This is a genomic window from Streptomyces sp. NBC_00442 (assembly GCF_036014195.1).
Taxonomy (GTDB): Bacteria; Actinomycetota; Actinomycetes; order Streptomycetales; family Streptomycetaceae; genus Streptomyces.
This window is the reverse complement of record NZ_CP107918.1, coordinates 2408148-2433101: the sequence shown is the minus strand read 5'-3', so window position 1 is coordinate 2433101 and position 24954 is coordinate 2408148. Positions and strand designations below refer to the sequence as shown.

Sequence of the window (24954 nt, the reverse complement as noted above, 5' to 3'; positions counted from 1 at the left end):
CCGCCAACTGGCCCTACAACCGGCCCCACCTGCGCTTTTCGGCCATCACTTAATGATCTGTGCGCCGATTTGACCCGGCCGTAGTGTCTTTCCCCGGTGGCGCCACCCAGCACTTTCCCTCCATGGGCCGGAGCCACTGCCCGGAACTCATCGAGCTACCGAACAGGGGAGTCACCAGTGCTCAACAAAGTCGTGATCGTGGGTGGCGGTACCGCAGGATGGATGACGGCCTCGTATCTGAAGGCCGCGTTCGGGGAGCGCATGGACATCACGCTCGTGGAATCGGGTCACGTCGGCGCGGTCGGCGTCGGAGAGGCCACGTTCAGCGACATCCGTCACTTCTTCGAGTTCCTCGGACTCAAGGAGAAGGACTGGATGCCGGCCTGCAACGCGACGTACAAGCTCGCGGTCAGGTTCGAGAACTGGCGCGAGAAGGGCCACTACTTCTACCACCCCTTCGAGCAGATGCGGTCGGTCAACGGCTTCCCGCTCACCGACTGGTGGCTCCAGCAGGGCCCGACGGACCGGTTCGACAAGGACTGCTTCGTGATGGCCTCGGTCATCGACGCCGGGCTCAGCCCGCGCCGCCTCGACGGCACCCTCATCGACCAGCCCTTCGACGAGGGCGCGGACGAGATGCAGGGCCTGACGATGTCCGAGCACCAGGGCAAGACCCAGTTCCCCTACGCCTACCAGTTCGAGGCGGCGCTGCTCGCCAAATACCTCACCAAGTACTCGGTGGAGCGCGGCGTCAAGCACATCGTCGACGACGTCAAGCAGGTCAACCTGGACGACCGCGGCTGGATCAGCGGCGTCACCACCGCCGAGCACGGCGACATCACCGGCGACCTGTACATCGACTGCACCGGCTTCCGCGCGCTGCTCATCAACAAGGCGCTCGACGAGCCGTTCATCTCCTACAAGGACACGCTGCCCAACGACAGCGCGGTCGCCCTCCAGGTCCCGATGGACATGGAGAAGCGCGGCATCCTGCCCTGCACCACCGCCACCGCCCAGGACGCCGGCTGGATCTGGACGATTCCGCTGATGGGCCGGGTCGGCACCGGATACGTCTACGCGAAGGACTACCTCTCGCCCGAGGACGCCGAGCGCACCCTGCGCGAGTTCGTCGGCCCCGCCGCCGCGGACGTCAGCGCCAACCACATCAACATGCGCATCGGCCGCAGCCGCAATTCCTGGGTCAACAACTGCGTGGCCGTCGGCCTTTCCAGCGGATTCGTCGAGCCGCTCGAATCCACCGGAATCTTCTTCATCCACCACGCCATCGAGCAGATAGCCAAGAACTTCCCGAACGAGGACTGGAACCCCAACCAGCGCACGCTCTACAACCGCTCCATCGCCCACGTCATGGACGGCGTCCGGGAATTCCTCGTCCTGCACTACGTCGCGGCCAAGCGCCAGGACACGCAGTACTGGAAGGACACCAAGACCCGGGCGATTCCCGACGCACTCGCCGAGCGCCTGGAAATGTGGAAGACCCAGGTCCCGGACTCCGAGAGCATCTTCCCCTATTACCACGGCCTGCCCGCCTATTCGTACATGTGCGTACTGCTCGGGATGGGCGGCATCGAAATGAAGCCGTCGCCCGCGCTCGCGCTGTCCGACCCGGGGGCCGCGGAGCGGGAGTTCGCGGAGATCCGCGAGAAGACCCGCCGACTGACCGAGACGCTTCCCAAGGCGTACGAATACTTCGCGCAGCACCACTGAGCGGGCGACGGTCCGAGCCATGGAATCGCTGGGAAGCCTCATCGGCGACGCGCCGCGCATCGCCCACGTCACATTGGCACTCGCCGTCATCCTGCTCATCGCCCTGGCGGGCCGGGCACTCGCCAGGATGCTGCGTCAGCCCGAGGTGATCGGGGAGATCGTGGTGGGGCTGCTCTCCGGGCCCGCCGTGATCGCCCTGTTCGGGCGCCCCGCCCTCGACGCGGCGCTTCCGGCGCCCGTGTTCGACGTGATCAAGCTGGTGTCGCAGGCCGGGCTCGTGCTGTTCCTGGTCGGTCTCGCCCACAAGCTGGGCGCGGCCTCCGCGGGAGCGGCGCCGCGCGGCGGCACGCTGCGGGTGGTGGTCGGCGCCCTCGTGGTGCCCCTGCTCACCGGGCTCGCGCTGGCCGGACTCGTGCTGGCGAGCGACGACGACGCGGCGCGCGGCAGCGCTCCGCTCCCCGCCTTCGTCCTGATGGTGGCGGTGTCGATGTCCATCACCGCGGTCCCCGTCATGGCCCGGATCCTCGCGGACCGGGGCAGGACCGGGACCCCCGCAGGCCAGACCGCGCTCGCCGCGGCCATCGTGATCGACGCGGTGGGCTGGCTGCTGCTGACCCTCGCCATCAGTCTCGGCAAGGGAAGCCTCGACGGCGTACTGCACTCGCTGCGCGCGCTCGCCTTCGGCGGTCTGTGCGCGCTGGCCGTACGGTACGGGCTGCGCACCCGGATCGCCCGCAACGGCTGCGTACGGGCGCCGCGCACGGCGGCGGTGTTCCTCGGCGCGACGGCCCTGGCCGTGGCGCTCGCGATGGAACACCTGGGGATGACCGCGATCCTCGGCGCCGCTCTGGTCGGCATGGCGATCCCGGGGGGCGAGGACGCTCCCTGGGAGCGGGCGGTGAGCAGCGTCTCGCGGCTGGGTGCGGCGCTCGCACCCGCCTTCTTCGTGGTCACCGGCGTCACCGTGCTCACCGGCTCGTTCGCCGACACGTCCTGGTTGCTGCTCACGTCGGCCGTCGTCCTCGGCTGCGCCGGCAAGGGGATCGGCAGCTATCTGGGAGCCCGCTGGGGCGGCCGGCCCCGGGGAACGGCGCGCCGGATCGCCGTCCTCATGAACACCCGCGGCCTCACCGAACTGATCGCCCTCCAGGCCGGCCTCAGCGCCGGAATCCTGACCGGTCCCATGGTCCTCGCGCTGATCGTGATGGCGCTGACGACGACGGCCATGACGGGACCGCTCCTGAATCTCCTCGACCGGGGAGAGAGCCGCCTCACGACCGGGGCGTTTGCCGTAGCGACAGAAAGCAGTGTCCGATGACCGAACGCGCCGTCAACGTCGAAGCGCCGGCCGATCTGGCGACGCCCGATCGCTTCCGCGCCATGATGAGCGGATTCCCGACCGGCGTCGGCGTGGTCACCACCACCGGGGACGACGGGGCGCCGCGGGGCATGACGTGCTCCTCGGTGTGCAGTGTCACGCTCAGCCCGCCGACGCTCCTGGTCTGCCTGCGCGACGGCAGCCCGACCCTGGAAGCCATCCTGGAACGCGGCACCTTCGCGGTGAACCTGCTGCACGAAGGCGCCCGGGACACGGCCGAGTTGTTCGCCTCCGGCAACCCCGAGCGGTTCCACCTGGTCCCCTGGGAGCAGGAGGCGGACGCGGGCGGGCCGCACCTGGTGCGCGACGCGCACACCGTCGCCGACTGCGACGTGAGCGCGGTGCACCGCACCGGCGACCACGTCACCGTCTTCGGCGAGGCCCGCCTGCTCATCCAGCACCACGAGCTCCCCCCGCTCCTGTACGGGCTGCGCCAGTTCCGCTCCTGGTCCCAGCTCTGATCCCCCCGATCCCTACCGCACAGCGCCACCAGGTCCGCCCCTGCCCCGAGGGTCGGACCTTCGCGCGTGCCCGGGTCCGGGGCGCTCATCTCGTACGCATCTCGTACCAGAAACGCGTACCAGGAAAGGGAGTTGGGGACGGCGTGAGACCGGGCCCGGCGCCACCGGACTGCCGGGGCTTACCCTTGACCGAACGCATCGTCATGTGTAAGTCTCAACTTACAGGCTTCGGGGCGACGGAGAGGGTGAGCCATGACGAGCGACGATCTGCTGGCAGTTCTCGCCGCGGTGGGCCACCGGCAACGGCTCCGCGCCATCGCCGAACTCGCGGGCGGCAGGCTGTACGTGAGCGAGCTGGCCCGCCGTCTGGAGATGTCGAGGCCCCTGCTCTACATGCACCTGGAACGGCTCGAGAAGGCCGAACTGGTCGTGAGCAACCTCGAACTCTCCCCGGACGGCAAGGCGTTGAAGTACTTCGAGCTGGCGCCGTTCGACCTGCACGTCAATCTCGCCACGATCGTCGGGGCCATGGCCCAGGACACGGAAGGGCCCGTCAACATGAAGAAGGGGACCGCGGCATGACCGGCGCCGTCATCACCATCACCATCACCCTGCTCGTCGTGGGCGGGATCACGGGAAGCGTGGTCGCCTACTTCCGGCTGCTGCGCCATCGCGCCGACGCGGTCGCCATGGCCGAATTCCGCAAGCTGGCGGAGGAGTTGCCCGGCGTGCAGCTGGCGTTGCAGGCCCAGCTCGGCGCGCTCGACGAGCGGATGAAGTCGATCGAGAACCTGCTGCGGAGCGTCGGATGATCGCGCTCAGGCCCGGCCGCAAGCTGCCCGCCGGGCGCAACCCGCTGCGGATGCTCCTCTCCGCCACCCCCTGGCGCGCGACCGGATACCTGGCCAGCTATCTGGTGGCGGGCCCGGTCCTCTTCGCGATCGGGGCCCTGGCCCTCGTGCTCGGGCTCGTCTTCATGCAGCTCACCGTCACGGTGGCGCTGACCGTCGGCTCGGCGTGGGTCGTACGCTGCTGCGCCCAGGTCGAGCGCGGTCGCGCCGTCCTCGTGGACGAGCCCGTCCCGTACGCCTACCGGGAAGCCCAGAAGCCGGGCCTGGTCGGGCAGTTCAAGGCGCGCTGCGGCGACCCCGTGACCTTCCGCGACATCGCCTGCCTGGTGCTGCTCTTCCCCTTCCTGCTGCTGCTCGACCTCCTCGCGCTCGTGGTGTGGCTCGGCCTCCTCGCCGGCGTCTCGCTGCCGCTGTGGTTCTGGAGCATCAACTCCCGCCAGAGTGACGGCAGTTGGGTACGCGGTGTATGGCTGGGCGGGCCCGACGACGGCGACCCCGGCCTGTGGATCGCGAGCTGGCCCGCGGCACTGCTCACCGCCGTCCTGTGCCTCGCGGTCCTCGGGTACGCCTCCTACCTCGTGGTCGCCGCGGCCCGGCTGCACCTGACCGTCGCCCACACCCTGCTCCGCCCCCCGCCGGACCCGCTGGAGCGGGCCAAGCGGATCCTCACCGAGCCCGGCCCCCTGGCGCTCGTATCGAATCGCCCGCTGTCCGGGCTCACCCTCAGCGAAGGACACAGCTCATGACGGGGACGCCGAGCCCGCAGTACCGACAGGACGTCGTACGGCTCGAATCCGTACGCAAGGTCTACGGCGGGTCCAAGAACCGGGTGGCCGCCCTCGACGGCGTCACCCTCGGCCTGCCGCGCGGCACCTTCACCGCGGTGATGGGCCCCTCCGGGTCCGGCAAGTCCACGTTCCTGCACTGCGCGGCCGGGCTCGACCGGCCGACCTCGGGAAAGGTCATGCTCGACGGAGTGGACCTCTCGCCGCTCAAGGAACGCGAGTTGACCAAGCTGCGCCGCGAACGGATCGGCTTCATCTTCCAGGCGTTCAACCTGCTTCCCGCGCTGAGCGTCGTCGACAACGTCGCCCTGCCGCTCCGGCTCGCGGGCCACCGGCCGAAGAAGGCCGCGGTGGAGGAGGTCCTGGCGCGCGTGGGCCTCGCGGACCGCCGGGACAACCGGCCCGGCGAACTCTCCGGCGGCCAGCAGCAGCGCGTCGCCATCGCCCGCGCCCTCATCACCAGGCCCGCGGTCATCTTCGGCGACGAACCGACCGGCGCCCTCGACACCTACGCCGCCCGCGAAGTGCTGATGCTGCTGCGCGAGGCCGTGCGCGAGGCCGGCCAGACCATGGTGATGGTCACCCACGACCCGGTCGCCGCCTCGCACGCCGACCGTGTGCTCTTCCTGGCGGACGGACAGTTCGTCAGTCACCTCGACCGTCCCACCGCCGACCAGGTCGCCGAACGCATGACGGGCCTCGGCGCCTGGGGCCAGGACTCCGCCGGGATCCGCGCCGGACACGGGGTGCCCCGATGATCCGCATCGCGCTGCGCACCCTGCGCTTCCACAAGGGCGGCTTCATCGCCTCGTTCATCGCGCTGTTCTTCGGCGCCGCCATCGTGATCGGATGCGGCGGCCTCTTCGAGACGGGGCTGCGCAGCGCCGCTCCGCCCGGCCGCCTGGGCGCCGCGCCGATCGTGGTGACCGGCGACCAGAGCCACCCCGGCACCCACGGCGAGACCGTCTTCACCGAACGCGTCCGCCTCGACGCCTCGCTGGCGACCACGATCAAGACCCTGCCCGGCGTGGCCGACGCCGTGCCGGACCTCTCCTTCGACGCCACCGTGGCGCCGTCCGGCGCCGCGTCCGCACCCGCCACGGCTCCCCTCAAGGCCACGGGCCACGGCTGGTCGTCGGCCGGGCTCGCGCCCTACCGCCTCACCGCGGGCGGCGCGCCCACCGGGCCCGGCCAGGTCGTGCTCGACGCGGGACTCGCCGCGAAGGCCGGCATCGGCGCCGGACAGCGGATCCAGCTCCTGGTCCACGGCGGCGCCAAGGAGCTCACCGTCTCCGGGCTCGCCACCGGCGCCGGCGACGGCGACACCCTGTTCCTCTCCGACCAGCTCGCCGCGCAGGTCGGCGGGCGGCCCGGCAAGGTCGACAACATCGGCGTGCTCACCACGCCCGGCGCCGACCGCGGCCAGGTCGTGTCGGAGATCGAGAAGGCGGCCGGCGAAGCCCCCGTCTCCGTACTGACCGGCGACCGGCGCGGCTGGGCCGAGAACCCCTCGATCATCACCGACGGCACCAAACTGGTCACCCTGGCCTCGGTGTTCGGCGGGCTCTCCGCGATGGTCACCGTCTTCGTGGTGTCCAGCACCACCGGCCTCTCCATCCAGCAGCGGCAGCGCGAAATGGCACTGCTGCGCGCCATCGGCACCACGCCGGGACAGCTGCGCCGGCTGATCCTCGGCGAGACCCTGTTCATCGCCGTCATCGCCACCGGCCTCGCCTGCTACCCGGGACCGCGCGTCGGCAGATGGCTGCTCGCCGCGTTCGCCCGCGGCGACGTGGTGCCCGACGCCCTGGCGTACCGGGCCGGCTGGATCCCCATGGTGACCGGTGTGGGCGCGGCCCTGCTCACCGCGCTCGGAGCGGCCTTCATCTCGGCCCGCGGCGCGGCCCGCACCCGGCCGACCGAGGCACTCGCCGAGGCCTCCCTGCAACGCAAGTGGGTCAGCGTCCCGCGGGTCGTGTTCGCCCTGCTCTTCCTCGGCGGCGGCACCGCGCTCGCCCTGGTCACCGCGAGCATGTCCGGGCCCATGGCCGGCAGCACCGCGACCCCGGCCGCGATGCTGTGGACCGCCGGATTCGGACTGCTCGGACCCGGACTCGCCAAGGTCATCACGGCCGTGCTCCGCTGGCCGCTGCGCGCCCTGACCGGACTCGCGGGACGCCTCGCCACGCTCAACGCCAAGGCGCGGATCGGACGGATGGCCGGAGCGGTGATGCCCGTCATGCTCGCCACCGGGCTCGCCACCGCGCTGATCTACCTCCAGACCACCCAGTCGAGCGGCTCGCAGCAGGCGTTCAGCGACAACATGCGGGCCGACCTCGCGGTCACCTCCGTCTCCGGCGGCCTCCCGCTGTCCATGGTGGACACCATCGGGAAGCAGCCGGGAGTCGCGGCCGCCTCCGCCCAGGTCTCCAGCCTCGGCTACCTGGAGCCCAAGACCCCGCCCTCGCAGTCCGAGATCGACGAGGGCGACTTCGAGCCCACCGAGATGCCGATGCAGGGCGTCACCGCCGAAGGCGTGGCCGGCACCACCGCCTTCCACGCGAGGACCGGCAGCCTCGGCGCACTGCACGGCGACACCGTCGCCCTGCCCGCCTCCGAGGCCGGCGGCTTCCAGCTCGGCGACCTGGTCCCGATGCGGTTCGGCGACGGCGCCGAGGCCTCCCTCAAGCTGGTGGCCACCGTCGACGCGCGGCGCGGCTACGAGACGGCGCTGCTCCCGGCGTCGCTCCTGATCCAGCACACCGACGCGGGCCTGGTCCCGCAGATCACGGTGACCGCGGCCCAGGGCACGGACCCCGGACGGCTCGCGCAGAGCCTGTCGGCCCTGGCCGGAGCGCACCCCGGGCTCAGCGTGCTGCCCCGTGCCATGGTCAGCGCGGTGCACCAGAGCGAGGACGACACCCAGGCCTGGATGGCCTATCTGGTGCTCGGCGTGGTCGTCGCCTACGCCACGATCGCCCTGGTCAACACGCAGGTCCTGGCCACCACCGAGCGGCGGCGCGAGTTCATGCTGCAACGGCTCATCGGGGCCACCCGGCGGCAGGTGCTGCGGATGATGACGGTGGAGGCGATCCTGGTCGCGGTCGCGGGGCTCGTCCTCGGATCGCTGGTCGCGGTGCTGACCCTGGTGCCGCTGAGCGAGAGCGTGCTCGGCTCGCCCGTCCCCGAGGGCTCGCCGTGGATCTTCGCCACGGTGGTGGCCGCCGCCTTCGTCCTCACACTGATCACCACCCTGATCTCGGCCGCGCTCGTCCTGCGCGGCCGGCCCGGCACGATGGTGGGCCTGCGCGAGTGACACGGACCGCGTCACGTACGACGAATCCCCCGGCCACGGAAGACCGTGGCCGGGGGATTCGTCGTACATGGGCGGTGCGCCGCCGGTGCGTCAGCCGCGTCGGCCCGCGGGCCGTGCGAGCAACATCACCAGGCGGCCTGAGCGACCTGCGCCTGCTGGGGGATGGCGTCCAGGGCGTGCCGCCACATCTCGGACGACGAGCCCTGCGCGGGCACCCGCTCCGCGGTGGAGGGAGCGGGCAGACCGTCGAGGAGGGCGAGACCCAGCGGGGTCACCGTGTGCAGGACCGTGTTGCGGATCCGGCGGGTCGTGATCAGGCCGGTCTGGCGCAGCACCGTCGTGTGCTGGCTCGCGCCGGCCGCCGAGATGCCGAGCCGGTGGGCCAGCTGGCTCGTGGTGCACGTGGCGCGCAGCACCCGCAGCGCCGCGGCCCGGGTCTGGCCGACCAGCGCGCCCAGCGACTGGGCGGTGTCGTCGGGCTCGTCCCACAGGTTCGCCGCGCGCTGGACGTCCGGCGGCGCGGCGAAGGCCAGCACCAGCTCGCCGCCCTCGCTGTGCTTGCCGGTGAGCTGGGCCGGCCGGTGGTTGAGGAACACCGACGGAGTCAGGACGAGGCCGCGCCGGTCGAGGAAGACGTCCTCGTCGGGTCCGCCGGGGATCTCCAGGACCTGCGAGCGCCACTTGATCTTCGGGTGCAGCGTGGCCAGAAGCAGCCCCACCCCGCCGGCCATCACCACCCGTCCGCGTGCCTCGCACTCGACCTGGAGATACGCCTCCATGTGGTCCCAGTACGGCGCGATCGCGGCCTGCCAGACCTCGGAAAGGCCGGCCGCCTCCCGGTAGGCGGACAGCTGGGCCACCAGGGCGTCCTGGCCGGCCGCGTCGGCGGTGTCACCGCACGCGCCGCCCTCGCTCCCGTTGTGCTCGATCAGGTCGAGCAGCGCCTCCGGATCGCTGACGACGCTGACGCCGCCCGACCGCAGCCGCGGCCAGGACGGCAGCCGCTTGGCGACCTGTTTGCGCCAGCGCGCGTACGCGGGGGGGACGCCCCGGCCGAGCAGGCTGTGCGCGAACGCCGTCTCGATGAGGGGACCGGCGCTCGTCTTGAGTCTCGTCTTGGCTATGTCGGCAGCGGTGAAGTGAATTCTTTGCATAACTGCCCCCGTAAATAAGCTCGTTCGCAAGGAAACCGTTCAGGCCGACTGGCCGGTGAGCGTTACGAAGACGTCGTCGAGCGTCGGCCTGCGCAACGCGAAATCGACCACCTCCACGCCCTCTTCCCGTAGTGCGGTGGCCGCGTTGGCGATGCCGGTCATCCCGTCGCCGAGCGCGATGGAGACCAGGCGCCGCTCCAGGTCGACGGAGGGTTCGTCCGCCGATGTGCGGCGCAGCGCCCTGACCGCGGCGGACACCTCGTCCGGGCGCGCGACCTCGACTTCGAGGCGCTCGTCGCCGACCTTCCGCTTCAGCTCGTCCGGGGTGCCCTCGGCGATGACCCGGCCCGCGTCGACCACGGCGATCCGGTCGGCGAGGGCGTCGGCCTCGTCCAGGTACTGCGTGGTCAGCAGGACGGTCACGCCGTCCGTCACGAGCTCGCGGACCGCGGTCCACAGCGCCATCCGGCTGACCGGGTCCAGGCCCGTGGTGGGCTCGTCGAGGAAGAGCACCGACGGCGTCGTGACCAGGCAGACCGCCAGGTCGAGGCGCCGGCGCATGCCGCCCGAGTAGGTGTGGGCGGGACGGTCCGCCGCATCGGTGAGGTCGAACCGGGCCAGCAGGCGGGTGGCGCGCTCGCGTGCCGCCCGCCCGCCCAGGTGCAGCAGCCTGCCGATGAGGACGAGGTTCTCCCGCCCGGTCAGGAGCTCGTCCACCGCCGCGTACTGGCCGGCGAGACCGATCCGCCGCCGCACCTCGTGCGGCTGGCGCACCACGTCGAACCCCGCCACCTCGGCGCGGCCGCCGTCCGGCTCGTTGAGGGTCGCCAGCATGCGTACCGTGGTCGTCTTGCCGGCCCCGTTGGGGCCGAGCAGGCCGAACACCGTGCCGCTGGGGACCGCGAGGTCGACACCGCTGAGCGCCTCGTGCTGCTTGTACCGCTTGCGCAGCCCATCCGCCTGAATCGCCATGCTCACTGTTGTTCCTCCGGCCTGCGGGCGAACCGACGGGAACTCAAGAAACCCGGGCTTCGGCGGCCTCGCGCAGGCTGCGCGGGCGCATATCGGTCCAGTGCTCCTCGATGAAGGCGAGGGCGGCGTCGCGGGGGCCCTCGGCGAGCGCCACGGTCCAGCCGGCGGGCTGCTCGGCGAAGGCGGGCCAGAGGGAGTGCTGGCCTTCGTCGTTCACCAGTACGAGAAAAGTTCCGTCCTGGTCATCAAAAGGATTCGACACGTCGCGAACTCCGGTATCCGGTCGTATGGAGGCACGGGCCACACGGCCCGTGCCTTGCATGCTTCCGGCGTCCGCTGACGCGGAGCTGACAGCCCCGACGCGCGGTCAGTCGACGCTGCGCAGCAGGCTCTCGACCGACTTGAGGCGGTCGCCGAGCTCCGCCAACTGGCCCTGCAGGACCTCCTGGTTGGCGACCGCCTCGTCGGCGAGCCTGCGGTACTCGGCCATGGCGACGGCGTCGGCGCGGTGGCGCTGCAGTCTGAAGTACGCGACCACACTCGCCGTAATGCCGCCGATGACGATCAACACGATGGCAATGGCGATGACTGCGCCGGTCATGTGGGCTTCCCCTTAGGTTCGTTGAGTCCTCTGTACCCGTGGCCTCAAGGATCGTATCCAGGTTCCCGGACCGGTCAGCCCCGCGTCAGGCGGTTGTCAGCCGCACCCGGCGCCGGCCGGGAACGCCGACAGCCCGTCCCGCCCTCGCAGGGAGAGGGCGGGACGGGCTGCCGGCGTGGGCCGTCGAGGGGGGTCAGACGGCCGGTTCCGGGGTGAGCTCGACGGGCAGGCCGCTGTAGCCGTACACGAAGTTGGAGTACAACCGCTGCGGCGGGCCCGTGAGTTCGATGCGGGCGACCCGGGTGCGCAGGGCCTCGACCATCGCGTTCACGTGCACGCGGCCGAGGAAGGCGCCGAGGCAGAAGTGCGGGCCGTGCCCGAACGCCACGTGCTTGTTGGGGGTGCGCGCGATGTCGAAGGCGTACGGATCGGCGAAGACGTCCTCGTCGAAGTTGGCCGAGCTGTTCCACAGCGTCACCACGTCACCGGCCTTGACCACCTGGCCGCGGACCGGGACGTCCACCAGGGCCCGGCGCCCGAAGTGCATGGCGGGGGTGGTCCAGCGCATCACCTCCTCGGTGGCGCTGTCCGCGCCCACCTCGCCCGACTTCAGCCTGCGCCACTGCTCGGGGTGCTCGCTGAAGGCGATGAGACCGCCGATGGACGACATGCGGCTCGACTCGTCGCCGCCCAGGATGAGGCTGTAGCAGTTGAAGACGATCTCGTCCTCGGAGAGCGGCTTGCCGTCCACGGTGGCCGTGGCCAGTGCCGAGATGACGTCCTCACCGGGGTTCCTGCGCCGCTTGGCGGCGAGCTCGGAGAAGTACAGCAGGATCTCGTTGCGGGCCATCACCTCGTCGAGCGCGCTGTCCTCGGAGCTGTGCCGCGACAGCGTCTGGGTGTTCCACTCCACCAGCCGCTCCCGGTCGCCGGCCGGGATGTCCATGAGGTCGCCGATCGTGTTGATCGGGATGTGGTCGGCGACATCGGTCACGAAGTCCAACGAGCCCAGCCGCAGGGCCTGTTCGACCAGTTCGCGGGTGCGGCGGTGGATGCCCGCGACCACGGGTTCCAGGACCCGGGGCGAGAACGACTTGAGCATCAGATTGCGGATCTCGCGGTGCCGCGGGCCGTCCGTGACGGCCAGCATCTTGCGCGACGCGGAGTCCTCGCCCTGCAACAGCGTCACCAGGACGTTGCCGCGCTCGGAGGTGAACTCCTTGTTGTTGCGGTAGATGTCCACCACGTCGGCGTACTTGGTGATCGCCCAGAACCCGGGCATGCGGCTGCCGTTCACCGGCTGCCAGTGGACCGGGCTCTCCTCGCGGTAGCGGCGCCACAGGGCCTGCGGGTCGTGGTCGAGGAAGGTCTGCGGGTCGGTGAGGTCGACAATGCTCGGATCCGGTACGGCGCGCTGCTCCTGAGCAGTGGTCATGGGGGTCTCCTTCCGGGGGGCGGGGTCAGGAACCAGCGGTGCGGTAGCGGCGCAGACTCACGGTGAAACAGGCCGCGAACAGCACGCCGAGGGTCACCACGATCACCACCCCGGGATGCTGGGCGGGAAAGCTGTCACCGGTCGTGGCGGGGTTGCCCCACAGGTCGCGGCAGGACGCGATGACCGCGCTGATCGGGTTCCACTCGGCGAGCGGGCGGACCAGGGAGGGCATGGAGTCGGGGGAGAGGAAGGCGCTGGAGACGAACGGCAGCACGATCACGATGAAGGGCGTCCACACGTTGATCGTCTCGACGCTGCCCATCGTCATCGCGAACAGCACGCCGAGCCACAGCATCACGTACGTCAGGACCACGATCAGACCGAACCCGGCGAGCACCGAAAGGGCGTCGGTGTGCGGCCGCCAGCCGAGCGCGAGGCCCGCGCCGGTGACCACGACCAGCCCGAGCAGACCCACCAGGAGGTCGGCGAAGGTGTGGGCGAACAGCACCGCGGAGCGGCTGATGGGCAGCGACCTGAACCGGTCGACCAGGCCCCCCTTGAGGTCCATCGCCACCGACACCGCGGTCGGTCCGACGCAGGCGAGCGCCACCTGGACCGCGCCGCCGGCGAAGACGTACTCGCCGTAGTCGCCGCCCGCCGGCAGCGCGATGGCGTCCCGGAAGAGGTAGCCGACCATGACCATCGACACCAGCGGGCTCATCGCGACGCCGAGGACCCGGCCGGGCGCGCGGCGCAGGTGCAGCAGCCGCCGGCCGGTGATGGCGAACATCTCGGCCAGGGCCGAGCGCAGACCGCCGGGGGCGCTCGGCAGCTCCGCTCCGAGGCCCGCCGTGGCGGGGTTGGTGAGGGTGCTCATCGCTGTCCACGTCCGTCCCGGTCGAGGTGGTGACGCTCCAGCTCGGCCGCGATCGCCGGGCCGATCTCGGCCAGCGGGCCGGGGTTGAGCAGGTCGTCGTGGTTGGAGTCGACGCGGTGGACGTCGAGCGTGCCGGTGAAGTACGGCTTCCACCGCTCGGCCGGGTCCGTCTCGCCGGCCACCGGCTCGAACCGGCCGGCGACGAAGAGCCGCATCGCCGTGTCGAGGTCCCGGGGCGTGTAACGCCTGTGCAGTACCTGGTGGTTGGCCATCAGGTTCACCATGCGGGCCATGCGTTCCTCACCCATCTGAGCCAGCGGGCTGTTGTCGCGCCGCAGCGTGTCGATGACGTCCCCGACGCTCAGCGCGCGGTCGCCGAATTCCGAGCGGTCGTGCCCGATGCCCTCCAACAGCCAGGCCAGCATGGCCTGTTCGTCCGGCAGGGGCTGTTCCTCGTCGGCCGCGGTGCGCGGGTAGGAGTCGAGGTTGGCCACCAGGCCGACCTCGTCCCCCGCCGCGCGCAGCTGGACGGCGATCTCGTAGGCGAGGAGACCGCCCAGCGACCAGCCGAGCAGGTGGTAGGGGCCCTCGGGCCGCACCTTCTTGATCATGCTGATGTACTCGGCCGCGGTCTCCTCGATGCTGGTGGGCAGCGGCGCTCCCGCCACCACGTACGGGGCCTGGATGCCGTACACGGGGTGCTCGGCGCCCAGATGGCGGATGAGCGGCATGTACGACAGGGCGAACCCGACCCCGCTGTGCAGGCAGAACACCGGAGGGCGATCGCCCGTCGGCTTCATGCACAGCACCGTGCCGAACGGATCGGCGTACTCCAGGGCGCCGGTCTCCTCGATGGCGTCCGCCATGATCTGCGTACTTCGCCGGCGTTCGGGAGCCGCCTGCTCGGCCGGGGAGCCGGCCTGCCCGGCGACGGCCGCGAGCGCCCGCACCGTCTGGTGCTCGAAGACGTCCGCGATGGTGATCTCCACGCCGGCCTTGCGGGCCAGCGCCACCAGGCGCAGCGACTTCATGCTGGTCATCGACGTCTCGAAGAAGTTCTCCTCGACACCGAACCCGTCACGGCCGAGGACCTGGGCGACGACGGCGCACAGCGTCTCCTCGACGCCGGTCGCGGCCACCGCTTCGGCGGGCGCCCCGGGCGTCCGCGCCCCGGCGTCCTGCGAGCCGGAGCCCGCCGGCGCCGCGTCGGGCGCCGACAGCGCGCCGTTCGCCGCCCACTTGGCCCGCTCCCCGGTCCGCAGCAGCCGCGAGCCGGCCGGGCCGAAGGGGTTGGCCACGAAGTGCTCGGCGGTCGGGCCGGGGGAGCCGGCATAGCCGCGCGCGAGCGTGGCGCCCCCGACGTACACCTCGCCCACCACACCGGGCGGAACGGGCGCGAGCCACTCGTCCAGGACGTACGTCTGCGTGTTCCACACCGCCTTGCCCGGCGCGTCCGTCCGCGGCGTCGCCCAGTCCTGCTCCAGCGGCTCCGCCGCCCGCACCCCGGCGCCGGACAGCAGCGGTCCGAGGAGCCCGGTGGCCGGTGCCTCGTCGCGGGCGAGCGCCCAGGCCAGGTGGCCGGCGGCCGCCCGGTGCTCGACGACCGTGCCGCGAGGCCGGCCCGCCGCGTCGTCCGCCCGGATCACATAGGCCGCGTGCCCGGGTCGCAGCGGCGCCGTGCGGTCCGCGTCGGTGACCGGAGCGGACGGGCCGCGCCGCACCTCGGGACCGTCGAGCACCACCGCGGTGACGCCGGTGCTGCGCAGCCTGCTCGCGAGCCCCGCCGTCGTCAGGAGGCACAGCGGGTCGGTCTCGGCGAACAGCGCCTTGATCCGCCCGACGGGCTCGTCCGCCGCGACCGGTACGTACGCGGCTCCTGACTTGAGCACCGCGAGCACCGCGATGGTCTGCTCAAGGGCGCGCGGCACCGCGAGGGCGACCGTCCGGTCGGGTCCGGCTCCCTGCGCGATGAGATGGCGCGCCAACTGATCGGCACGCACGTCCAGTTCGGCGTACGTGAGGGCCTTGGCACCGCTGCCGACGGCCGGCGCGTCCGGGGTGGCGGCCACCCGCGCGGCGAACAGGTCCGTCACGGTCGCCGCGGGCAGCTCGTGCGCGGTGTCGTTCCAGCCGTGCAGCACCTGCTCGCGCTCGGTGCCGGTGAGCAGTTCGAGACCGCTCAGACGCAGCTCGGGATCGGCGGTGACCGCACGCAGCACACGCTGGAACTGCTCGGCCATGCGCTCCGCGGTGGCCCGAGTGAACAGGTCGGTGCTGAAGCTGAGCAGACCCCGGACGCCACCGCCGCCCGGCCAGGGCAGCAGCTCCAGCATCAGGTCGAGCTTGGCGCGGTCGGAGCCCACGTACTCGGGCACGACGCTCAGGCCCGGCAGGTCCAGCGGCAGGTTGCCCTGGTTCTGCACGCTGAGCATCACCTGGAACAACGGGTGCAGACTCCGCGAGCGGGCCGGCCTGAGGGCCTCCACCACCTGGTCGAAGGGGATGTCCTGGTGGGAGTAGGCCGCCAGGTTGGTCTCCCTGATCCGCTCCAGGAGCTCGACGAAGGTCGGATCGCCGCTCGTGTCGCCGCGCAGCACAAGGGAGTTGATGAACATCCCGACGAGGTCGTTGAGTGCCTCGTCGGTGCGTCCGGCGATGGGGGATCCGACGGGAATGTCGGTGCCGGCGCCCAGCCTGGTCAGCAGGGCGCACAGCGCGGCCTGGAAGACGATGAACTCGGTGGTTCCCGTCTGGCGCGCGAGATCGGTCAGCGAGGTGTGCAGAGCCGGATCCAGCTCGAACATCACCATGTCGCCCGATGACGTGCTCGCCTCGGGGCGTGCGAAGTCGGTGGGCAGCGGCAGCTCACCGGGTGCGCCGGCGAGCGCGTCCCGCCAGAAGGCGACCTGCTCGGCGGCGAGGCTGTCCGGGTCGTCCGCCGAGCCGAGCAGCTCGCGCTGCCACACGGCGAAGTCGGCGTACTGCACCGGCAGCGGGGTCCGCCGCGCCACCCGGCCGTCGCACCGGGCGCGGTAGGCGGCCGCCAGGTCGCCGAGCATCGGCGCGATCGACCAGCCGTCGAAGACGATGTGGTGGAAGACGAGCACCAGCACCCACTCGTCGACACCGACCGCGAACAGCCGTGCTCGCAAAGGGGGTTCGGACCTCAGGTCGAAGCCGACGTCGCCCTCGGCGACCAGCGCGGCCTCCAGCTTCGCCGCCGACACCGTCCGCGTCCGCAGCACCGGGGCGCCCGTCGCGGTGTCGAGGACCCGCACCGACGGCACTCCGTCGGTCTCCGGCAGGACCGTCCGCAGCACCTCGTGCCGCTCCACCAGATCGGTCAACGCCCCTTGCAGCGCCGCCTCGTTGAGGGTTCCGGTGAGCCGGAAGGCCATCGGGGTGTTGTACGTGCCGTCGGTGTGCTCCTGGCTGCGGTTGATGAACCACTGCTGCTGCTGGGCGAAGGACAGCACCGGCGTCGCGTCCTTCGGCGCCGGGACGAGCGGGGGCCTCGCCCGGTCCGCCGACTCGACGTGACCGGCGAGCGCGACCACCGTCCGCGCCTCGAACAGCGCGCGGATCGGCAGCTCCACACCCAGCGCGCTGCGGGCCCGGCTGACGAGCCGGGTCGCGAGCAGCGAGTGGCCGCCGATCTCGAAGAAGTCGTCGTCGATGGAGACCTGGGCCACGCCGAGGATGTCCGCGAACAGACCGCAGAGGATCTCCTCGACGGGGGTGCGCGGCGCGCGCCCCTTCAGGGTGTGCCCCAGGTCCGGCGCCGGCAGAGCCTTGCGGTCGAGCTTGCCCTGCGCGGTGAGCGGCAGGGCGTCGAGCGCGACGACCGCCGACGGCACCATGTACTCGGGCATCGAGCGGCCGAGCTGCTCGCGCAGGCCCTCGGCGACCGCGGGTTCGGACACGACGACGTAGGCCACCAGGCGACGGTCGCCGTCCTCGCTCTCGGACACGACGACGGCGGCCTGTTCGACGCCGGGCTGCGCCAGCAACGCGGTGGATATTTCGCCGAGTTCGATGCGGAACCCGCGCAGCTGCACCTGGTCGTCGGCGCGGCCCAGGTAGTCGAGCTGGCCGTCCGGAAGCCACCGCACCAGGTCTCCGGTGCGGTACATCCGGGCGCCCGCGGGGCCGTAGGGGTCGGCGACGAAGCGCTGCGCGGTCAGGTCGGGGCGGCCCAGATAGCCGCGGGCCAGACCTCCGCCCACATACAGCTCCCCGACGACGCCGCGCGGAGCCGGCCGCAGGTGGTGGTCGAGGACGTACACCCGGTGGGCGCTGGTGGGGCGGCCGATCGGCGGGCGGCCGGCCTCCGTGAGCGGGCCGCCGACGGTCGAGCTCACCACGGCCTCGGTGGGGCCGTAGCCGTTGTAGAGGCGCACCGTGGCGGCCCAGCGCTCCACGACACTGGCCGGGACCGCCTCGCCCGCCACCGCCAGACGCAGGTCGCCGGGCAGCTCGCTGCCCTCGGGCAGCCCGCCGACCACGACCGGCGGCAGGCCGGCGAGGTTGACGCGGGCGTGGTTGATGAGGTCGACCAGCGGCCGGCCGGGGGCCCGGCACTCCTCGTCCGCGATCACCAGGGTGCCGCCCGTGAGCAGCGCGAGCATGATCTCCCAGACGGAGGCGTCGAAGCTGAAGGACGCGAACTGGAGCACCCGGGTCTCGTCGTCGAGGCCGAAGCGCTCGACGAGGCTGTCGACCATCGACAGCAGCCCGGTGTGCGCCACCACGACGCCCTTGGGACGGCCGGTGGAGCCGGAGGTGTAGATCACGTACGCCGGGTGCTCCGGGCGCAGCGGCCCGGTCCGGTCGGCGTCGGTGAGGTCGGCCGCCGCGAGCGCGGTCAGGCGCGCCACGGTGCCGGGCGCGTCGAGCACCAGCGGCTCGCTCGCCAACTCCGGCACGGAGTCCAGGCGTTGGCGGGTCGGCTCGTCGGTGAGCACCGCGGTGGGACGGGCGTCGGCCAGCATGTAGGAGATGCGGTCGACGGGGTAGGCGGAGTCCACCGGCAGATACGCGGCGCCGGTCTTGAGCACCGCGAGCGCCGCCACGATCACCTCGGGGGAGCGGGGCAGCATCACCGCGACGGTCTGCTCGGGGCCGATGCCGCGCTCGACGAGGAGACGGGCCAGCTGGTTGGCGCGCCCGTTCAGGTCCGCGTAGGAGACCTCTTCGGAGCCGAGCGAGACCGCCGTCTTGCGGGGGGTGCGGGCGGCGCGTGCCTCGAAGATCTTGGTGGTCAGCTCGCCGGAGGCGACCTTGGCGCCGGCCGCGCCCGACCAGTCGCCGAGCAGCAGGCCGCGCTCGTCGTCGCCGAGCGCGTCGAGGCGGCCCAGCGAGGTGGCGGGCGCCGCGGCGAGCTGATCGAGGACGCGCACGAAGCGCCGCAGGATCTCGTCGACCTCGCCCGCGCCGAAGATGTCCGGGCGGTACTGCGCCTCCAGGCGCATCCGGCTGCCCGGGAACACGTTGAGCGCGAAGGGGTATTCGGCGATGACCCGGGCTTCCCAGGCCCGCATGCTCAGACTTGGGACGTGCTCGCCGATCCGGTCGAGGGCACCGGTCGGGTAGTTGTGGAAGGAGACCACGGTGTCGAAGAGTTCGCCGATCCCGGCGCCCTGCTGGACCTCGGCGAGCCCCAGGTGCTGGTGCGGCTCCAGGTCGAGCTGACGCTCCTGGAGCGCGGTCAGCATCTCCTCGAAGGTCAGGGCGGGGCTGAGGGCGACGCGTACCGGCAGGGTGCTGAGGAAGGACCCCACCGTCCGTTCGATGCCGGGCACCTCCTCGGACCGTCCCGAGACCACCGCGCCGAACGTGACGTCCTGGCGCCCGGTCAGCCGGCCGAGCGCGAGCGCCCAGGCGCCCTGCATGACCGTGCTCATCGTCAGACCCCGCGACGTCGCCAGGACGGTGACCGCGTCGGTCAGCGCCTCGGGCAGGTCGAGGGAGCGGGAGCCGGGCAGCACCGAGACACGGGGACGGTCGGCGGGGCCGAGCCGGGTGGGCTCGTCGATGCCGGCCAGCTCCTTCTGCCAGGCCTCGCGCGCCGCCTCCTTGTCCTGGGCCGCCGACCACTCCAGGTAGCCGCGCAGCGGAACGACCGGCGCGAGCGCCGCGCCGTCCGCGCCGTTGGCCCACAGGGTGACCAGCTCCTCGGCGAGGACCGCGGACAGCGACCAGCCGTCCACGAGCATGTGGTGGGCCGTCCACACCACGCGGTGCCTGGTGTCGTCGATGCGGTAGACGGTGAAGCGGGTCAGCGGCGCACGGGTGACGTCGAAGCGGTCCAGCCACTCCTCCTCCGTGCGCCGGCGCACCTCCGCGTCCACCTCGGCCTCGGGGCGTCCGGCGGCGAACTCCCTGAGGTCGACGTCGGTCCAGGCGAGCTCCACGGCCGAGGAGATCAGCTGGACCGGGTCGCCCTCGTCGCGCTCGCGGAAGGACGCCCGCAGGCTGGGGTTGCGGGCGAGCAGCGCCGCCGCGGCCGCGCGCAGCGCGGAGCGGTCGAGCGGGCCGTCCACGTCCATGGTCACCTGAAGCGTGTACGCGTCCATGCCCTGCTGGTCGAACTCGGCCTGGAAGAGCAGGCCGCGCTGGAGCGGCGAGAGCGGCAGGATGTCGTCGAGCCCCTCGATGTCACGCTCGTACGCCTCGATCTCCGCCTGGGTGAGGGGCACCAGCGGGAAGTCGGACGGGGTGCGTCCGCCCGCCTCGGGCCGCTCGGCGTGATCGGCGAGCGCCGTGAGCGCGCGGAACCAGTCGTCCGCGATCCGGCGGACCTCGGCCTCCGTGAGGAGGGCGCCGGCCCAGATCCACTCCGCGACCAGGACCGGGCCGTCGGCGCGGTCCTCGGTCGTCGCGACCAGTTCGAGGGCGTGGCGCAGAGGGGTCCGGGGTGCGGCGGTGAGGCCGAAGGCCCCCGCCTCCATCGACCAGGCGCCGCGGGTGTCGTCGGTGGCGAACCGGCCCAGGTAGTTGAAGCCGATCCGCGGGGTGGCCGAGCGGGCGAGGACCGCGGCGGTCTGCGGGTTGAGGTGGCGCAGCAGGCCGTGTCCGATGCCGTGGTCGGGCAGGGCGCGCAGGGTCTCCTTGACCCGCTTGAGCGCGGCGCCGACGGCGGCTCCGCCGTTCCACACCTGCGCCCAGTCCGGGTCGCCCACGTCGAGTCCGACGGGGAAGACGCTGGTGAACCAGCCGACCGTACGGGACAGGTCGAGTCCGTCGGTGAGCTGTTCGCGTCCGTGGCCCTCCAGTTCCACCAGGGCGCGGGAGCCGCCGCCGTGATGGGCGAGCGCCAGCGCGAAGCCGGTGAGGAGTACCTCGTTGACCTCGGCGTGGAAGGCGTCCGGCACCCGGCCGAGCAGCGCGGCGCTCTGCGCGGTGGGCAGTTCGAGCCGCAGCCGGCCCGCCTCGGCGTGCACATCGCGGGCCGGGTCGAGCGGCCGCTCGCCGAGCTCGATCGAAGCTCCGGCCAACTGGTCCGTCCACAGCGGGAGTTCGGCCACCCGGCCCGGGGTGCGGGCCTGCTCGGACAGGGTGGTGGCCCAGCGCCGGTAGGACGTGGCGACCGGCGCGGGCTCGGCGCCCTGCCAGGCGGCCTCCAGGTCGGGCAGCAGGATCCGCCAGGAGACGCCGTCCACGGCGAGGTGGTGGATCACCAGGAGCAGACGCCCGGATCCGCGCTCGCCCTCGTCCAGGACGACCGCCTGGACCAGCAGGCCGTCCTCGGGGCGCAGCCGCGCCCTGGCCGCGGCGATCTGCTCGGCGAGTACCGCCTCGCGGTCCGCGTCGGGGGCGGTCTCGACCTTGCTCAGTACGGCGGAGGCGGATATCGCGCCCTGCGGCAGGGTGTCCAGCGACCACAGGCCCGCGACCGGCGAGGTGAGCCGGATGCGCAGCGCGTCGTGCCGGTCGAGGACGGCCTGGAGGGCGCGCTCCAGGCGGGCCTCGTCGGCGGCCGCTCCGGCGGGAAGCGTGAGAGTGGCGTACTGGGCGAACTGCGCGGCCGCCTCGGGGGCATCGGCCAGGTCCTCGCGCAACTGGTCGATGACCGGGGTCAGTTCGAGCGCTCCGACACCGTCGGACACGGCGCTCCCGGCACGGTCGACGGCCCGGTCGGCCCGCTTGGCGACGGCGGCGATGGCGGCCGGGGTGCGGTGCTGGAAGACGTCGCGCGAGGTGACGAGGAGGCCCGCGGCGCGGGCCCGGCCCACCACCTGGATGGCGCTGATGCTGTCGCCGCCCAGGGCGAAGAAATTGTCGTCGACACCGATGTGGTCCACGCCGAGCACCTCGGCGAGCACCCGGCACAGGGTCTCCTCCTGCGGGGTGCGGGCCGTGCGCCCGGCGGCCGTCACCGCGAACTGCGGGGCGGGCAGCGCCTTGCGGTCGACCTTGCCGTGCGCGGTGAGCGGCATCCGGTCCAGCGTCAACAGGACGGCGGGGACCATCTGTTCGGGCAGGACGGCGGCGAGCCGGTCCCGCAGCGCGACGGTGTCGCAGGCGGCGCCCGCGGCGGCCACCACGTAGCCGATGAGCCGGTGGTTGCCCGCCGGGTCCGCGGCGGTCGCGGCGGCCGCGTCGGCGACGCCCGGCAGATCGCGCAGCGCCGACTCGACCTCGCCCAGCTCGATGCGCTGGCCGCGGATCTTGACCTGGTGGTCGCGCCGGCCGGTGAAGACGAGCTGACCGTCGGCGAGCAGCACCACCTGGTCGCCGGTGCGGTACATGCGGGAGCCGTCGCCCGCGAACGGGTCGGGCACGAAGGTGATGGCGGTGCGGGCCGGGTCGCCGAGATAACCGCGCCCGACGCCGGCGCCCGCGATGTGCAGTTCGCCGGGCAGGCCGCGCGGGACGGGACGCAGATCGTCGCCCAGGACGTAGAGACGTGTGTCGCGCAGCGGCCGGCCGATCGGCATGGAGGCGCCGGTCACCTCGGCGGCGGTGTGCGCGTAGCCGTGGGTGACGTCGTCCGAGCACTCGGTCGGTCCGTACACGTTGGCCAGCGGGACGCCGGGGTAGCGGGCGAACCAGCGCACGCACAGCTCGGCGGGGAGCGCCTCGCCGTTGGAGATCATCCAGCGCAGCGCGGGGAGGGCGGGCGCGCCGCCCGCCGCGTCCCACACGTCGAGGGTGGCCCGCAGCAGCGAGGGCACGACTTCGAGCACGGTCAGGCGCTCGGCCGCGATGACGCCGAACAGGGCTTCGGGGTCGGCGGCGTCCGCGCGCGAGACGGCCCGGACCCGGCCGCCGACCAGGAGCGTGGCGAGCGACTGCCAGACCGAGACGTCGAAGGTCACGGGCGCGCTGTGGACGAGCGCGTCGGCGGCGTCCAGGGCGAGCTCCTCCACCTTGGCGAGCAGGTGGTTGACCATGCCGCCGCGCTGCACCATGGCGCCCTTGGGCTTGCCGGTGGAGCCCGAGGTGTAGATCACGTACGCGAGGTCCAGGGGGCCGCCGACGACGGGCGCCAGGTCGGCCGCCCCGTCCCGCGCCCCGTCGAGCACGTGCACGGGCAGCGCGGAGCCGGTGGCGGCCGCGGCGCGTTCGGCCAGTGCGCGGTGGGTGGTGTCGGCGAGGAGCTGGACGGCTCCGCTGTCCTTGAGGAGGTCCGTCAGACGGGCCAGGGGGGCGCGGGGGTCCAGCGGCAGGAAGGCCGCGCCCGCGCCGAGCACGGCGAGCTCCGCGGTGACGAAGTCCCGGCCCGGCTCGGTCAGTACGGCCACGAGGCCGTCCGCCGCGATGTGCCGGGAGGCGGCGCCGGCCCGGCCGGCCAGCTCGGCGTACGTCAGGCTTCCGCCGTCGTCGGTGACCGCCACGGCGTCGGGCCGCTCGGCGGCGTGCGCCCGCACCCGCTCCACGACGCCCACGTAGGGTTCCTGGCGCCGGGGCCCGGTCAGACCGGCGGCCAGTTCCGCCTCCTCGCCGGCCGAGAACAGGCCCAGGGAGCTGAGCGGTTCGTCGGCGCCGGCGTCCAGGAAGCGGTCGAGGAAGGCGACGAAGCGGGCCAGGTGCCCGCGGACCTCGTCCGGGGTGTAGCGGGCCTCGTTGCCGCTGAGGTCGACGCCGATCCCGTCGGCGCCCTTGTCGGCGACGGTGAACTCCAGGTCGTCGACGAGACCGGTCGACGGGCTCAGGATGGTCGCAGCGCAGGGACCGATCCGCAGCTGTTCGACCTGCGGCATCATGTTGATGAACGGACCGAACGGCCTGCGGTCGTCGCTGGTCAGACCCATGGCGCGCCGGATACGGCTCACCCGGTAGCGCTGGTGCTTGAGACCCTGCGAGAACGCCTTGTACGTGGTGGCGAGCAGCTCGCCCCGCGTCATCGCGGGCCGCAGGGCCAGCCGCAGCGGCAGATAGTTGACGACCATGCCGGGGATGTTCTGCATGGTGCCGCCCACCCGCGCGGTGACGGGAAGCGACAGCAGGACGTCGTCGGTGCCCGCGAGCCGCCCCGAGTACGCCCCGAGGGCGGCGACGAGGACGGTCTGCCAGGTCACGCGGGCGTCCCAGCCCACCGAACGCATCCGCTCGGCGATCGAATCGGGCAGCACGGCCGCCTCGCGCAGGAAGGTCTGCGCCGGCTCCACGTCACGGCCGGCGAGGCTGAGCGGCGCGGGCCGGTCGGCGAACTCCTTCTCCCAGTAGGCGCGGTCGCGCTCCATGCGGGGGGAGTCCGTGTAGGCGGCCTCGGCCTCGATCAGCGTACTGAGCGGGGGGAACCGGTCCTCGTCGAGGGAGGCGCCTGCCAGCATCGCCTCGTAGATCGCGGAGAGCCGCTGCCAGTAGATGACGTAGCTGAAGCCGTCCGAGACGAGGTGGTGGTTGAGCAGGCAGAAGAAGGTGCGGTCCTCGGCGAGGGTGAAGACGCTCAGCCGGAACAGCGGCACATGGGGGACCGCGGTGGTCGACAGGGGGACCCGCAGATCGGCGTGGATCGCGGCGAGCGCCGCGGCGGCCGGGTCGTCGGCGGCGCTGACATCGGTGACCGTCAGGGGAAGCTCGCTCAGTGGCTCGACGAACTGCCGCGGCTCGCCGTCCACTTCGGTGAAGCGCAGCCGCAGGCACTCGGACTCCTCCACCAGGCGCGCGAGCGCCGCCCGGAACAGGGTCCGGTCCAGGGGCCCGCGGATGTCCCAGTAGATGGCGGTGTTGTAGGTCGCGCCTCCGCCGGAGAGCTTCTCGTCGAACCAGATGTCCTTCTGGCCAGCGGTGAGGGGCAGGCCGCCCGTCTGAACATGAGTCATAGCAATCCCCTAGCGAAGGTCACCGAGTGCACACCGTCGATCATCGAGAAAGCCGCTGACAGCGGGCTGACTCCCAACTGCCCTGAACGTCACGCCAGTTGTGCGCACGCTCCGTTGCGGGGCCGG

The 24954-nt window shown here is 72.3% G+C and carries 15 protein-coding genes; 8 read left to right on the top strand and 7 right to left on the bottom strand.

Annotated features, from left to right (window positions below; translation table 11 throughout):
- The first annotated feature begins 177 nt into the window (after positions 1-177).
- From OG432_RS10700 to OG432_RS10665, 8 genes are all read left to right on the top strand, one after another.
- Complete coding sequence (locus tag OG432_RS10700) at positions 178-1728, top strand: tryptophan halogenase family protein (protein ID WP_328310131.1); 1551 nt, start codon at positions 178-180, stop codon at positions 1726-1728.
- 19 nt (positions 1729-1747) lie between these two features.
- The gene (locus tag OG432_RS10695) at positions 1748-3046 is read left to right on the top strand and encodes a cation:proton antiporter (protein ID WP_328310129.1); all 1299 of its coding nucleotides are present in this window, start codon (positions 1748-1750) and stop codon (positions 3044-3046) included.
- Positions 3043-3567 (top strand): flavin reductase family protein, encoded by a 525-nt coding sequence (locus OG432_RS10690; RefSeq protein ID WP_328310127.1) that lies wholly within the window; start codon positions 3043-3045, stop codon positions 3565-3567. The genes OG432_RS10695 and OG432_RS10690 overlap by 4 nt, the downstream gene beginning before the upstream one ends.
- A gap of 252 nt (positions 3568-3819) precedes the next feature.
- Entirely contained in the window at positions 3820-4149 is a 330-nt protein-coding gene (locus OG432_RS10685) for an ArsR/SmtB family transcription factor (protein WP_267056109.1), read from the top strand.
- Entirely contained in the window at positions 4146-4379 is a 234-nt protein-coding gene (locus OG432_RS10680; protein ID WP_267056111.1) for a hypothetical protein, read from the top strand. Before OG432_RS10685 ends, OG432_RS10680 begins: the two co-directional genes overlap by 4 nt.
- On the top strand, positions 4376-5164 hold the full coding sequence (locus OG432_RS10675; protein WP_328310124.1) for a sensor domain-containing protein: 789 nt from the start codon (positions 4376-4378) through the stop codon (positions 5162-5164). Before OG432_RS10680 ends, OG432_RS10675 begins: the two co-directional genes overlap by 4 nt.
- A complete protein-coding gene (locus OG432_RS10670) occupies positions 5161-5961 on the top strand; it encodes an ABC transporter ATP-binding protein (RefSeq protein ID WP_328310122.1) in 801 nt (266 codons plus the stop codon). The genes OG432_RS10675 and OG432_RS10670 overlap by 4 nt, the downstream gene beginning before the upstream one ends.
- Positions 5958-8519: an FtsX-like permease family protein gene (locus OG432_RS10665; RefSeq protein ID WP_328310120.1), complete on the top strand. Its 2562-nt coding sequence runs from the start codon at positions 5958-5960 to the stop codon at positions 8517-8519. The genes OG432_RS10670 and OG432_RS10665 overlap by 4 nt, the downstream gene beginning before the upstream one ends.
- A 125-nt stretch (positions 8520-8644) precedes the next feature.
- Here the strand turns inward: OG432_RS10665 and OG432_RS10660 are convergent, their stop codons facing one another.
- The 7 genes from OG432_RS10660 to OG432_RS10630 all read right to left on the bottom strand — a co-directional run bounded on the left by OG432_RS10660 (position 8645) and on the right by OG432_RS10630 (position 24828).
- Positions 8645-9673: an ArsR/SmtB family transcription factor gene (locus OG432_RS10660; RefSeq protein ID WP_328310118.1), complete on the bottom strand. Its 1029-nt coding sequence runs from the start codon at positions 9671-9673 to the stop codon at positions 8645-8647.
- Positions 9674-9712: 39 nt separating this feature from the next.
- Positions 9713-10645 carry an ATP-binding cassette domain-containing protein gene (locus OG432_RS10655; protein ID WP_328310117.1) on the bottom strand — a complete coding sequence of 311 codons (933 nt, stop codon included), beginning with the start codon at positions 10643-10645 and terminating at the stop codon, positions 9713-9715.
- A 43-nt stretch (positions 10646-10688) separates the two neighbouring features.
- The gene (locus OG432_RS10650) at positions 10689-10907 is read right to left on the bottom strand and encodes an MbtH family protein (RefSeq protein WP_267056120.1); all 219 of its coding nucleotides are present in this window, start codon (positions 10905-10907) and stop codon (positions 10689-10691) included.
- 105 nt (positions 10908-11012) lie between these two features.
- Positions 11013-11246: a hypothetical protein gene (locus OG432_RS10645; protein ID WP_328310112.1), complete on the bottom strand. Its 234-nt coding sequence runs from the start codon at positions 11244-11246 to the stop codon at positions 11013-11015.
- Between the two features lie 193 nt (positions 11247-11439).
- The gene (locus OG432_RS10640) at positions 11440-12681 is read right to left on the bottom strand and encodes a cytochrome P450 (RefSeq protein ID WP_328310110.1); all 1242 of its coding nucleotides are present in this window, start codon (positions 12679-12681) and stop codon (positions 11440-11442) included.
- A 25-nt stretch (positions 12682-12706) separates the two neighbouring features.
- The gene (locus tag OG432_RS10635; RefSeq protein WP_328310108.1) at positions 12707-13558 is read right to left on the bottom strand and encodes an ABC transporter permease; all 852 of its coding nucleotides are present in this window, start codon (positions 13556-13558) and stop codon (positions 12707-12709) included.
- Positions 13555-24828: a non-ribosomal peptide synthetase gene (locus tag OG432_RS10630; RefSeq protein ID WP_328310106.1), complete on the bottom strand. Its 11274-nt coding sequence runs from the start codon at positions 24826-24828 to the stop codon at positions 13555-13557. The genes OG432_RS10635 and OG432_RS10630 overlap by 4 nt, the downstream gene beginning before the upstream one ends.
- Positions 24829-24954: the final 126 nt, after the last annotated feature.